The sequence below is a fragment of the Streptomyces sp. NPDC005483 genome, from assembly GCF_040606035.1.
Taxonomy (GTDB): domain Bacteria; phylum Actinomycetota; class Actinomycetes; order Streptomycetales; family Streptomycetaceae; genus Streptomyces.
In genome coordinates, this window is record NZ_JBEXEA010000005.1 from 33,268 (window position 1) to 46,512 (window position 13,245).

A 13,245-nucleotide genomic window follows, 5' to 3' on the forward strand; every position below is an offset into this window, starting at 1 on the left:
TCCGAGGTCCGCCGCGGCGGATCCGTCCGTGGAAATCCGCTGGAGGGCGCGGGTCCCCCGTGCTTGCATGGGCGGCATGGTGCCCACCGACCGTCTCCTCGCCTTCGCGGCCATGTCGTTCCTGCTGATCGTGGTCCCCGGACCCAGCGTGCTGTTCGTGATCGGCCGGGCGCTCGCGCAGGGCCGGCGGGCCGCCCTGACCACGGTGGCGGGGAACACGGTCGGCGCCTACGTCCTGGTCCTCGCCGTGGCGTTCGGGGTCGGCTCGATCGTGGAGCGCTCCGTCCTGGTCTTCACCACGCTCAAGCTCGCCGGTGCCGCCTACCTCCTGTATCTGGGCGTCAAGGCGTGGCGCGGGCGCGGGTCGCTGCGCGCGGCGTTCGCCGAGGACGTGACGGCGGCCACGGCGGGACACGGCGGTCTGCGCACGTTCTGGGAGGGGTTCGCGGTCGGTGTGACCAACCCCAAGACCATCGTGTTCTTCGCCGCCGTACTGCCGCAGTTCGTGGACCGCGGCCACGGTCGTGTGGCCGCGCAGATGCTGCTGCTCGGGCTGGTGTTCAACGTCATCGCGCTGGTCTCCGACGCCGTGTGGGGACTGGTCGCGGCCACCGCGCGGGGCTGGTTCGCCCGCTCACCGCGCCGCCTCTCCGCGGTGGGCGGCGTCGGCGGCCTGACCATGATCGGGCTGGGCGTGACGGTGGCGGTGACCGGCCGGAAGGACTGAGGGGACCGAGGAGTCAAGCCTTCAGGGCGTCGTATGCCACCCCCGTGAGTTCTTGCGAGGCGATCCAAAGGCGCCCGGCCGCCTGGTCGTTGCGGGTCCAGGGGGCTCGCCGGGAGGGGGCAGGGGAACCGCGCCAGCCCCCGAGCGACGGTCCGGTGAAGGAGTCGGGGAGTACGTCGGGAGCGGTGGCCGCGTAGAGGGTGGGGAGGGCGCCGGCGTCCGCGGACTGCGCGAAGAGGCGGTTGCCGATCCCCATGAAGCGTTCCGCCGCCCTGCGGCCGGCCATCTTCGGGCCCGCCGCTTGGAGGTTGGTGGCCGCGTACCCGGGATGCGCCGCCGCCGCGATCACGTCCGAGCCGTGGGCCGCCAGTCTGCGGGCCAGTTCGTGGACGAAGAGCAGGTTGGCGGTCTTGGAGCGGGCGTAGGCGATCCAACGCCGGTAGCGGCGCTCGCTGTTGAGGTCGTCGATGTCGATGTCGGCCAGCGCGTGCGCCATGCTGGAGACGGTCACGACGCGCGCGGCGGGGGTTGCGAGCAGTACGGGAAGCAGCAGGCCGGTCAGCGCGAAGTGGCCCAGGTGGTTGGTGCCGAACTGGGTCTCGAAACCGTCCGCGGTCGTGCCGTACGGCAGCGCCATCACACCCGCGTTGTTGACCAGCAGGTCGAGGCGATCGTAGGGATACGCCGTCGCGAACTCCCGTACGGAGGACAGGTCCCCGAGGTCCAGCCGGGCGAACTCCGCCTCCGCGCCCGGGGTCTCGCCGACCAGCCGGTTCCGGGCCTGGACACCGCGCGCCTCACTGCGGCAGGCGAGCATCACACGGGCTCCCCGGCGGGCGAGTTCCCGCGCGGTGACGTACCCGATGCCGCTGTTGGCCCCCGTGACGACGGCCACGCGTCCGCTCTGATCGGGGACATCCTTGGCACTCCACCCTGACATGACCGGGCTCCCTCCGCGGCTGGGCCCACCCTAGGGCGGGGCACGCATGACATGTAATGGTCACGGAATGAACACTTCACCTCCACAACCACGGCGTCGGCAATACGGTCATCTCCTCACGTAACACCTTCAGGGGGACGACATGGCCAACCCGTACAACAACCAGCCCGCACCTCAGTGGCCGCCGACGCCGCCGTCCGCCACCCGGCCCGCCCCCAGGTGGGCCCGCAAGCGCTACGTTCTGCCCGCCCTCGCTCTCGCCCTCTTCGTGGGCGTCGGTATAGGCGCCGGTGACCAGGACAAGACGACGAACGACGCCAAGCCGGCCGCCGCCAAGGCACAGCCGACGGTGACCGTGACGGCGACCGCCACCGCGACGGCCACGGCGACCCCGGAGCCGGAACCCGCGGCCACCGTGACCGCCACGAAGACGGTCAAGGTCACCAGGACGGTCACGGCCCAGGCCGAGGTGGACACGGACTCCGGGTCCGACCCGGGTTCCGCCAGCGTGTACTACGCCAACTGCTCCGAGGCCCGCGCCGCCGGTGCCGCCCCGATCCATCGCGGTGAGCCGGGGTACGCCTCCCACCTGGACCGGGACGACGACGGGGTGGCCTGCGACAGTTGAGCCGGTGGAGCCGGGCTTGCGGAGAGCTACCTTCCGGTCACGTCACGTTCGCATCACGGGTTTCTCATGTCGCCGACACGGCATCGGCGCCTCACTAGGTTCGTCACCTCATATCCGGCCGATCGTCACTTCTTGATCATGCGCACGGATATCACCATGACCCCGGAGGAACCTGCTGTGAACCTGCTCCGCAAGCCCGGCGCCATCGTCGTCGCCGCGCTGGCGCTGGCCGTGCTGCCGGGCGCCGCCTCGGCACACGACGGTGACCACCCGTTCGAGAACTGCCCCGAGGCGTACGCCGCCGGCTACGCGAACATCCCCGAGGGCGACGAGCACTACGGCAGCCACCTCGACCGGGACGGCGACGGCATCGCCTGCGACCGGCCGCCCGCGGACTTCAAGGCCCACGACGGCGAAGCGGCGGCAGCGGCCGAGGACACCGGCAAGAAGGGTCCGGACCTCGCCGAGACCGGCGGCGGTGGCGACACCACCGTGTACCTCGCCGCCGCGGGTTCGGCCGTCCTGCTCACCGGCGGTGCGCTGGTGGCGTCCACACGCAGGCGCCGCGCCACGCGCTGAGGTACGGACACGGGAGAGGGGGCGGCACCCCCGCACAAGGGTGCCGCCCCCTCTCTTCGTGAACCGGAACCGCCGCCCATCGGATGAGGGTCGGGGACGGGCGACGGTTCCGGGGCCCAGTGCCCCGGAAGGGACCTACCGGTGGTCGCTGCCGTTCGCCGTGATCGCCGCGCGCCCCGCCTCCAGGCGGGCCACCGGGATGCGGAACGGGCTGCAGGAGACGTAGTCCAGACCCACCTCGTGGAAGAAGTGGACCGACTCCGGGTCGCCGCCGTGCTCGCCGCAGACGCCGAGCTTGAGGTCGGGGCGGGTCCTGCGGCCCGCCTCGGCGGCCAGCTTCACCAGGGAGCCCACGCCGTCCTTGTCGATCGTCTCGAAGGGGCTGACTCCGAAGATGCCCTTCTCCAGGTACGCCGTGAAGAAGGAGGCCTCCACGTCGTCGCGGCTGAAGCCCCACACCGTCTGGGTGAGGTCGTTGGTGCCGAAGGAGAAGAACTCCGCCGCCTCCGCGATCTGGCCGGCGGTCAGCGCGGCCCGCGGAAGCTCGATCATGGTGCCGATCGACAGCTTCAGCTCCACACCGGTGGCCGCCTCGACCTCCGCGACCACCCGGTCCGCCTCCTCGCGGACGATCTCCAGCTCCTGGACGGTGCCCACGAGCGGGATCATGATCTCCGCGCGCGGGTCGCCCTTGGCGTTCTTGCGTTCGGCCGCCGCCTCGGCGATCGCCCGCACCTGCATCGTGAACAGGCCGGGGATCACCAGGCCGAGGCGTACGCCGCGCAGGCCCAGCATCGGGTTCTGCTCGTGCAGGCGGTGCACGGCCTGGAGGAGGCGCAGTTCGTTCTCGTGCGGCTCCTGGCGGGACTCCGCCAGCGCCACGCGGACCGACAGCTCGGTGATGTCGGGCAGGAACTCGTGCAGCGGCGGGTCCAGCAGCCGGACCGTCACCGGCAGCCCGTCCATCGCCGAGAACAGCTCCACGAAGTCCTTCTTCTGGAGCGGCAGCAGCGCCTTCAGCGACTCCTCGCGCTCGGCCTCCGTGTCGGCCAGGATCAGCCGCTCGACCAGCTCACGGCGGTCGCCGAGGAACATGTGCTCGGTACGGCACAGTCCGATGCCCTGGGCGCCGAAGCGACGGGCGCGCAGCGCGTCCTCGGCGTTGTCCGCGTTGGCCCGCACCCGCAGCCGGCGCTTGCGGTCCGCGAACGCCATGATCCGGTGCACGGCCTCGACCAGCTCGTCGGCGTCGTTGGCGCCCGCGTGCATGCGGCCCTCGAAGTACTCCACGACGGGAGACGGGACGACCGGGACCTCACCGAGGTACACCTTGCCGCTGGACCCGTCGATGGAGATGAGGTCGCCCTCCTCCACCACATGCCCGCCCGGGACCGTCATCCGGCGCCGCTTGGTGTCGACCTCCAGCTCCTCCGCGCCGCAGACACAGGTCTTGCCCATGCCGCGCGCGACCACGGCCGCGTGCGAGGTCTTGCCGCCGCGGGAGGTCAGGATGCCCTCGGCCGCGATCATGCCGTCGAGGTCGTCGGGGTTGGTCTCCCGGCGGACCAGGATGACCTTCTCGCCCGAACGCGACCACTTCACCGCGGTGTACGAGTCGAAGACCGCCTTGCCGACGGCCGCGCCCGGCGAGGCCGCGATGCCCCGGCCGACCTGCGCGACCTTGGTGTTCTCGTCGAAGCGCGGGAACATCAGCTGGGCGAGCTGGGCGCCGGTGACCCGCTGGAGCGCCTCGGCCTCGTCGATCAGGCCCTGGTCCACCAGCTGGGTGGCGATCCGGAAGGCCGCTCCCGCGGTGCGCTTGCCGACCCGGGTCTGGAGCATCCACAGCTGACCGCGCTCGATGGTGAACTCGATGTCGCAGAGGTCCTTGTAGTGGTTCTCCAGCGTCTCCATGATCTGCATCAGCTGGTCGTACGACTTCTTGTCGATCTGCTCCAGCTCCGCGAGCGGGACGGTGTTGCGGATGCCCGCGACGACGTCCTCGCCCTGGGCGTTCTGCAGGTAGTCGCCGTAGACGCCCTGGTGGCCGGAGGCGGGGTCGCGCGTGAAGGCGACACCGGTGCCGGAGTCGGGGCCGAGGTTGCCGAACACCATCGAGCAGACGTTGACGGCGGTGCCGAGGTCGCCGGGGATGCGCTCCTGGCGGCGGTAGAGCTTGGCGCGGTCGGTGTTCCAGGAGTCGAAGACCGCGTGGATGGCGAGGTCCATCTGCTCGCGCGGGTCCTGCGGGAAGTCCCGGCCCGCCTCCTTCTTGACGATCTTCTTGAAGGCGGTGACGAGCTTCTTGAGGTCGGCGGCCTCCAGGTCGGTGTCGACCGTGACCTTCTTGGCCTCCTTGGCCTTGTCGAGGGCCTCCTCGAAGAGGTCGCCCTCGACGCCGAGGACGGTCTTGCCGAACATCTGGATGAGCCGTCGGTAGGAGTCCCAGGCGAAGCGGTCGTCGCCGGCCTGCTGGGCGAGACCCTGGACCGACTTGTCGGAGAGGCCGATGTTCAGAACCGTGTCCATCATCCCGGGCATGGAGAACTTCGCGCCGGAGCGGACCGAGACGAGCAGCGGGTCGTCCGCCTGGCCCAGCTTCTTGCCCATGCGCTGCTCCAGCGCGTCGAGGTGCGCACTCACCTCGTCACGCAGTGCCGCCGGCTCCTCACCGCTGTCCAGGTAGACCTTGCAGGCTTCGGTCGTGATGGTGAAGCCGGGGGGAACGGGGAGTCCCAGGTTGGTCATCTCGGCGAGGTTCGCGCCCTTGCCACCCAGGAGGTCCTTGAGGTCCTTGTTTCCCTCGGTGAAGTCGTAGACGAACTTCGCTACGTGGGGTTCTTTGTTTTCCGACACGGGTCTCGACTCCCTCGAGGACGCGGTGGCTGCCCTGACGTCGAGGAACATACCCAGATCGAAGGCGCCTGGGTACGTCTACTCGGGCGTCATACGCCCGTAACCAGTCGTCCGCCAACGGATCGAAAGTCAAAGCTTGGCAAGCGATACGGGCCCGATGTTTTCAGTTCTTGAACGCAACAATCCCCACAGGCCGCCAGAATCGCTCATCTGAGCGGTGTGAAGCACGTCTGATTTCGATCGATGAACGATCAAGGGGTGGCACTGAGTGCCACCCCTTGGAGAAGTGCAGTCGGTCAAGATCCGCTCATCTGAGCCCGACCCTTATCAAGCGTGGCGAGAATCACGCTGCCACAGGCCGTCGGATTTCACCATGCGGACGTGCGTCCGGACAGGCGTTCCGGCAGAAACGCGGACGTCATACGCCCATGGCAAGCAACCGCTCCTCCGCCCGCTCGGGCGCGTACAGGTGCTCCACGACCAGCGCGCCCGCCCCCACCAGCCCGGCCCGCTCCCCCAGCCGTGAGGTCACCACCTCCAGTCGTGCGGTGGAGCGCGGCAGGGCCCGCTGGTACAGCAGCTCCCGGACCCCCGTGAGGAAGGGAGTTCCGGCCAGATCCCCGGCGATCATCAGGACGCCGGGGTTCAGCAGGGTCACCACCGTCGCCAGGACGTCCCCGACCTGCCGCCCCGCGTCACGTGCGAGCGCCGCCGCCTCGGGATGCCCGGACGCCAGCAGATCGCGCACATCCGAACCCGAGGCCGCGGGCACCCCGGCCGCCGCCAGCCGACGGGCCACGGCACCGCCGCTCGCGACGGCGGCGAGACAGCCGTAGGAACCGCACCGGCACAGCGCCTCCGCGCCCGCCGGCACCCGGATGTGGCCCAGGTCGCCCGCGCCGCCGTCGATGCCCCGGTAGAGCGAGCCGTCGACCACGACTCCGGCGCCGATGCCCGTCGAGACCTTGACCAGCACGAACGCCGAGCAGTCGGGATACGCCGTGCGCTGTTCGCCGTACGCCATGAGGTTCGCGTCGTTGTCGACGAGCACGGGGACCGGGCCGGCGCCGGTGTGCTCGACGAAGGACCGGGCGAGGCGGCCTCTTATGTCGTAGCCGTCCCAGCCGGGCATGATCGGCGGCTGGACCACCCGGCCGCTCTCCAGGTCGACCGGGCCCGGCACGGCGAGCCCGATCCCGCAGACCTCCTGGGCCCGGTGTCCCGCCTTCTCCAGCAGTTCGGCGAACCAGTGGCCCAGTTCGCCGAGCACGGCGTCGGGGCCGTCCTCGATCGCCAGGGTGCCGCTGTGCTCGGCCAGGATCTCGCCGGTCAGGGACAGTACGGCCGCGCGCGCGTGCCGGGTCTCCAGGTCGGCGGCGAGGACGACGGCGTGGGCGTCGTCGAACTCCAGGGTGATGGAGGGGCGGCCGCCCAGCGGGGAGTCGACCGGACCCCCGGCGCCCTCGCGCAGCCAGCCCGCGCGGAAGAGGCGGTCCAGGCGCTGGCCGACGGTCGCCCGGGACAGTCCGGTGGCCTGCTGGAGCGCCCCGCGCGTGACGGCTCGCCCGCTGCGGACCAGTTCGAGCAGATCTCCGGCGCCGGTCTGACTCCGTCCAGCCATGCGCACCCCCTTGTGTTTCTCAACTCTGCATTACATATTGGGTTTTGCGTGTTAAATAGACGTAACTCTACGGTAGCCCTGACCGAACCGGTCAGGCACACGTCTTCGGGGAGCCCCGAGTGGATCGCCTTGCCCAGGTCATCACCCCTTCAACGGAGCGTTCGATCGCATACGATCCGCCGGGTTCGTCACATCCCCTGCACGTCGGGGCGGCGAGGGTGCTGGAGGACAACTGGACCGGCGCCTCCACGGTGCCCTCGCGCGGCCTGTACCCGCACCAGTGGTCCTGGGACTCCGCGTTCATCGCGATCGGCCTGCGCCATCTCTCCCCGCTGCGCGCGCAGACGGAGCTGGAGACCCTGCTGGCGGCCCAGTGGGGCGACGGGCGCATCCCGCACATCGTCTTCAACCCCTCCGTACCGCTCGACGCGTACTTCCCGAGCCCCGACTTCTGGCGCTCCTCGACCGCGGGGCACGGCGCGGGTGCCCCGCGCACCGTACAGACGTCCGGCATCGTGCAGCCACCGGTGCACGCCCTGGCCGCGTGGCTGGTCCACCGCGCCGACCCCGGCCTGTCCCGCGCGCGCGGCTTCCTCCCCCGCGTGTACCCGCGCCTCGCCGCCTGGCACCGCTACCTCCTGCACCGCCGGGACCTGGGCGGCGGCGGTCTGGCGTCCGTGGTGCACCCCTGGGAACAGGGTATGGACAACAGCCCCGCCTGGGACCTCCCGCTCTCCCGCGTCACCCCGGCCCCGGCCCGCTCCTTCCGCCGCGCCGACCTCGACCACGGCGCCGCCGAGGACCGGCCGACGGACCTGGACTACGGACGGTACGTGCGGCTGGCGACGGAGTACCGGGACGCCGGTTACGCCGACGGCGCCGGCGAGTTCGCCGTCGAGGACCCCGCCTTCAACGCCCTGCTCATCGCCTCCGAGCACGCCCTCGCCCGGATCGCCGCCGAGCTGGGGGCGCCCGGCACGGCCCGCCACGCGCGCGCGGAGCGGCTCACGGCCGCCCTGGTGGAGCGGCTGTGGGACCCGGCGAGCGGGATGTTCCTTTGCCGGGACCTGCGCGGGACCGCTGCGGGCGGCCGCGACCCGCTCGGCGCGGGCCCGGACCGCGGGGACCTGCGCAGGACCTCTTCAGACGGCCGGGACCTGTTCGGGACCAAGGGGGAGCTCCGGGACCTGCGCAGGGCCGCCTCGGACCACCAGGACCTGCGCGCCGCCACTTCGGACGGCCAGGACCCGTTCGGGACCGAGGCGAACCGCCGGGACCTGCGCAGGAGCGCCTCGGACCACCAGGACCCGCACGGCACCTCTCGGGACGACCGGAACCCGCGCGGCACCTCTTCGGACGGCCAGGACCCGCTCGGCACCGAGGCGGACCGCCAGGACCCGCTCGGGACCGCTCCGGGCCTGCGCGGCTCCCTCATCCCCGAGCGCACCGTGTCCGGTCTGATTCCGCTCCTGCTCCCCGGTCTCCCGCGGGACATCGCCTCGGCGCTGGTGCGTACCCTCTCCGGCCCCCACTTCGGGCTCGGCACCACCACCCGCCTCCCCCCGAGCCACGACCTCCTCGGCGAGGCCTTCGACCCGCACCGCTACTGGCGCGGCCCGGCCTGGTTCAACACCGCCTGGCTGCTGGAGCGCGGGCTGCGCACCCACGGCGAGCACCGGCGGGCGGACGCGCTGCGGGAGTCGGTCCTCGAACTCGCCGGGGCCACCGACTTCGCGGAGTACGTCGACCCGTACACCGGAGAGGCCTGCGGGACGACCGGCTTCAGCTGGACCGCCGCGCTCGCGCTCGACCTGCTGCACAGCGAGACCACGGTCACGAACCACACCACAGGCACGGCGGACATGGGACTCAAGGGAGGGAACCGGCGATGACGGACCGGCATCATCTGCTCGTGTACGGCGAGACGTTCGCTGCCGTGGGTGACGGCGGGGACATCAGCGGCGTCCGGGGCGGCGGCAGCACCCCGGACGGGCTGTTCGTCCGCGACGCGCGGCATCTGAGCCGCTGGCAGCTCACGGTCGACGGCGCGGTGCCGGAAGCCCTGTCGCCGGTGGCCGACGGGGACACCGCGCGCTGTGTCCTCGTCCCGCGCGGCGGCCGCCAGGAGCCGCCCGCCTGCACGCTCTTCCGCGAACAGGCGGTGGGGGACGGCTCGTTCGTGGAGTCCCTCCGGGTCACCAGCAACCGTCCGGTGCCGACGACGGTCCGGCTCGGGGTCACCGCGGACGCCGACTTCGCCGACCAGTTCGAACTCCGCTCCGACCACCGCACCTACACCAAGACCGGCGCCACCCGTTTCCGCGAAGTCCGCGAGGACGGCGTGGAGTTCGGCTACCAGCGCCGCGAGTGGCGGTCCTGTACGACGGTGACGGCCGATCCCGCCCCGGACGGCGTCGAGGAGACGGGCACCGGAGCCAGGCGCCTGGTCTGGACGCTCGACCTGGAGCCGCACGGCACGGCCGAGCTGATCCTGCGCGTGATGGCCCGCCCGCACGGCGACAGGCGGGCCCGAAGGGTACCGAGCTCACCTGCCGCCCTGAACCGTCGACTCCTCGCGATGGAGGGCGAGTTCGTGGAGGGCGTCGCCTTCCCGACCGGCTGGCCGGAGCTGGCCGCCGCCTGCGCCCGCGGTCTCGCCGACCTCGCCTCGCTCCAGGTCCCGGCGACCGGCCCGGACGGTGAGGAACTGCGCGTCCCGGCCGCCGGAGCCCCCTGGTTCCTGACCCTGCTCGGCCGGGACGCCCTCCTCACCTCGCTCTTCGCCCTCCCCTACCGCCCCCAGCTGGCCGCCGCCACCCTCCCCGCGCTCGCCGCCACCCAGGCCACCGAGACCGGCGCGGCCTCCGTGGCCCAGCCCGGCAAGATCGTGCACGAGGTACGGCAGGGGGAGCTGGCGCACTTCGAGCAGGTGCCGTACGGCCGCTACTACGGCTCGGTCGACGCGACGCCGCTGTTCCTCGTCCTGCTCGGCGCGTACGTGGAACACACCGGGGACGTCGCGCTCGCCCGGCGTCTGGAGTCCCACGCCCGCGCCGCGATCGGCTGGATGCTCGACCACGGCGGCCTCACCTCGCGCGGCTACCTCGTCTACCGCGCCGACCAGGGCGGCCTCGCCAACCAGAACTGGAAGGACTCCCCCGGCGCAATCTGCGGCGCCGACGGAACGCGGGCGAGCGGGCCGGTGACGGCCGCGGGCGCCCAGGGCTACGCGTACGACGCGCTGCGCAGGACCGCATGGGTCGCGCGCACGGCGTGGGAGGACGAGACCTACGCGGCGCTCCTCGAACAGGCCGCGGCGGATCTGCGGGACCGGTTCCAGCGGGACTTCTGGATGCCGGACCGCGCCTTCCCCGCGCTCGCACTGGACGGGCACGGGCGGCAGGTCGACGCGCTGGCCTCCGACGCCGGGCATCTGCTGTGGTCCGGGCTGCTCGACAAGGAGTACGGCGAACTGGTGGGGCGGCGGCTGCTGGAGCCGGACTTCTTCTCCGGCTGGGGGGTCCGGACCCTGGCGGCCGGACAGGGGGCGTACCACCCGCTGTCGTATCACCGGGGATCGGTGTGGCCGCACGACAACGCGCTGATCACCCTCGGTCTCGCCCGGTACGGGCTGCACGACGAGGCGCGGGCGGTGGCGCACGGGCTGGTGGACGCGGCGACGGCGACCGGGCACCGGCTGCCGGAGGTGCTGGCGGGGTACGGGCGGGAGTCCCACGGCGAGCCGGTGCCGTATCCGCACGCGTGTGTACGGGAGGCGCGGTCCGCCGCGGCGCCGCTCGCGTTGTTGACGGCGGTGGGCGGTGCGTGAGCCAAGGGCCGGAACCTGACCGTTGACCAAGCGTTGGGCCGGTGTTTGCCCTGGGATGTGAACTGACGGGCTGAGCCCTCCGTACGGGACGGTGGCGGATCCGAGACCCCATATCGGGTCCGCCTTCCACCAGGACCATATGGAAGGACCCTCGGGTGTCCGAGACCCTTGCAGAGAGCACGTCACCCGAGGCCGAGGCGACGGGTGGGGACAGTCCGCCGGCCGGGAAGCAGTCCTGGCGGGACGCGCACCCCGTCGCCGTACGCAACACGCGGTGGGCTCTCAACGTCCTCGCCGCACTTCTCGTCCTCGGGGCCCTGCTCCTGCCGAACAAGGTCCCCTATCTGCACCCGCGGGCGTTCGTGCGGATTCCGGCCGAGGCGATCCTCGGGGCGGCTGTGGCGCTGGCGCTGCCGCGTCGGCCGCGGCTGGTGGTGGCCGTGGTGTCCGGCGCGGCGCTCGGGGTGATGACGATCCTGAACCTGCTCGACATGGGGTTCAACGACTACCTCGGGCGCCCCTTCAACCCCGTCCTGGACTGGGAGCTGCTCGACGACGCGCAGTCGTACCTCGCCGACTCGATGGGCGGGGCCGTGGCGGTCGGCGCCGCGGTCGGCGCGGTCGTCCTCGTGCTCCTGCTGGTGGCCGTCATGACGCTGGCGATGGTCAGGCTGAGCGGTCTCCTGGTCCTGGACCGGCGGACCGCCACCCGTGGCACCCTCCTCGCCGCCACCGCCTGGGTCACCTGCTCCGCGCTCGGTCTCCAGCTCTTCGGCACCCCGCTGGCCTCCGAACACACCGCCGCGCTCACCGCGCGCCAGGCCGAGCAGGTGGTGCAGACCGTGCGGGACGAGGCGGACTTCGAGAAGGTGGCCAAGGTCGACGCCTTCGGGAACACCCCGGGCGCCCAGCTGGTGCCGGATCTGCGCGGCAAGGACATGATCTTCACGTTCATCGAGAGCTACGGCAGGAGCGCCGTCGAGGACAAGGGCATCGCTCCCGGGGTCGACAAGACCCTCGCCACGAGCACCGCGGCCCTCGCGAAGGCGGGCTTCCACGCGAAGAGCGGCTGGCTGACCTCGGCGACGTACGGCGGCAGCAGCTGGCTCGGCCACTCGACGACCCTGTCCGGCCTGTGGATCGACAACCAGCAGCGCTACCGCACGGTCATGGCCAGCGACCACCTCAGCCTCACCAAGGCCTTCAAGAAGACCGGCGACTGGGACACGGTCGGGGTGATGCCGGGCGTCCAGAAGGGCTGGCCGGAACAGAAGTACTACGACCTCGACAAGGTCTACAACGCCTTCCAACTCGGCTACCGGGGACCCAAGTTCAGCTGGTCGACGATGCCCGACCAGTACGCCCTCGAGGCCTACCAGCGCCAGGTCCACGGCAAGAAGCACGACAAGCCGCTGATGTCCGAGATCATCCTGACCTCCAGCCACCAGCCCTGGGCACCCATCCCGAAGATGGTCGACTGGGACGACCTGGGCGACGGCTCGGTCTTCAAGCCCATCCAGAAGGCCGGCAACAAAGCCTCCGACATCATCGCCGACCCCACCCGCTCCAAGCAGGAGTACGGCAAGTCCATCTCGTACTCGGTGACGTCACTGACCCAGTGGCTGGAGCGCTACGGCAGCAAGGACACGGTCCTCGTCTTCCTCGGCGACCACCAGCCGATCGCCCGGGTCAGCGGGGAGAACGCCAGCCGTGACGTACCGATCTCGATCGTCGCCAAGGACCCCAAGGTGCTCGACAAGATCGCGTCCTGGAACTGGACGGACGGCCTGAAGCCGGCCCACAACGCCCCGGTCTGGAAGATGAGCTCCTTCCGGGACCGCTTCCTGACGGCGTACGGCTCGACTCCGCATCCGTCCAAGGGGTAACGCTTCGCGGGGGGCCGGGTCGGGTTGCGGGTCGGTCGGGGCCGGCCGCGCAGTTCCCCCGGGCACTCGCGCCGGGCTCGGGCGGGGCACCCGGCCCGGCGAGGTCCGCGGTCACGCCTCAACGACGCCGGCCTGGCACCGGCAGCCCCCTGAACCCCGGCATCGCCGCGGGAGCGCCG

General features: G+C 71.5%; 9 protein-coding genes. 6 read left to right on the forward strand and 3 right to left on the reverse strand.

Translation table 11 applies throughout. The annotated features are described in order from the left end of the window. Positions 1-76: 76 nt before the first annotated feature. Positions 77-727, forward strand: a complete 651-nt coding sequence (locus tag ABZT06_RS11475; RefSeq protein WP_355738391.1) for a LysE family translocator — start codon at positions 77-79, stop codon at positions 725-727. A 13-nt stretch (positions 728-740) separates the two neighbouring features. Here the strand turns inward: ABZT06_RS11475 and ABZT06_RS11480 are convergent, their stop codons facing one another. Continuing rightward, positions 741-1,667, reverse strand: coding sequence for an oxidoreductase (locus tag ABZT06_RS11480; protein ID WP_355738393.1), 927 nt, complete (start codon positions 1,665-1,667; stop codon positions 741-743). A 142-nt stretch (positions 1,668-1,809) separates the two neighbouring features. Here ABZT06_RS11480 and ABZT06_RS11485 point away from each other — a divergent pair, with 142 nt between their 5' ends. Both ABZT06_RS11485 and ABZT06_RS11490 read left to right on the forward strand, forming a co-directional pair. After that, a complete protein-coding gene (locus ABZT06_RS11485) occupies positions 1,810-2,295 on the forward strand; it encodes an excalibur calcium-binding domain-containing protein (protein ID WP_355738396.1) in 486 nt (161 codons plus the stop codon). Positions 2,296-2,472: 177 nt separating this feature from the next. Continuing rightward, positions 2,473-2,874, forward strand: coding sequence for an excalibur calcium-binding domain-containing protein (locus ABZT06_RS11490; protein WP_355739304.1), 402 nt, complete (start codon positions 2,473-2,475; stop codon positions 2,872-2,874). A gap of 135 nt (positions 2,875-3,009) precedes the next feature. On the opposite strand, the gene ppdK is transcribed toward ABZT06_RS11490, so the two are convergent. Both ppdK and ABZT06_RS11500 read right to left on the reverse strand, forming a co-directional pair. Further along, complete coding sequence (gene ppdK / locus ABZT06_RS11495; RefSeq protein WP_355738399.1) at positions 3,010-5,730, reverse strand: pyruvate, phosphate dikinase; 2,721 nt, start codon at positions 5,728-5,730, stop codon at positions 3,010-3,012. 418 nt (positions 5,731-6,148) lie between these two features. Further along, on the reverse strand, positions 6,149-7,351 hold the full coding sequence (locus tag ABZT06_RS11500) for an ROK family protein (RefSeq protein ID WP_355738401.1): 1,203 nt from the start codon (positions 7,349-7,351) through the stop codon (positions 6,149-6,151). A gap of 164 nt (positions 7,352-7,515) precedes the next feature. Here ABZT06_RS11500 and ABZT06_RS11505 point away from each other — a divergent pair, with 164 nt between their 5' ends. The 3 genes from ABZT06_RS11505 (at position 7,516) to ABZT06_RS11515 (ending at position 13,066) form a co-directional block, all read left to right on the forward strand. Then, positions 7,516-9,243 carry a hypothetical protein gene (locus tag ABZT06_RS11505; RefSeq protein WP_355739306.1) on the forward strand — a complete coding sequence of 576 codons (1,728 nt, stop codon included), beginning with the start codon at positions 7,516-7,518 and terminating at the stop codon, positions 9,241-9,243. After that, positions 9,240-11,180 carry a glycogen debranching N-terminal domain-containing protein gene (locus tag ABZT06_RS11510; protein ID WP_355738404.1) on the forward strand — a complete coding sequence of 647 codons (1,941 nt, stop codon included), beginning with the start codon at positions 9,240-9,242 and terminating at the stop codon, positions 11,178-11,180. The genes ABZT06_RS11505 and ABZT06_RS11510 overlap by 4 nt, the downstream gene beginning before the upstream one ends. Positions 11,181-11,335: 155 nt before the next feature. Continuing rightward, positions 11,336-13,066, forward strand: a complete 1,731-nt coding sequence (locus tag ABZT06_RS11515) for a CDP-alcohol phosphatidyltransferase (protein ID WP_355738407.1) — start codon at positions 11,336-11,338, stop codon at positions 13,064-13,066. Positions 13,067-13,245 lie beyond the last annotated feature (179 nt).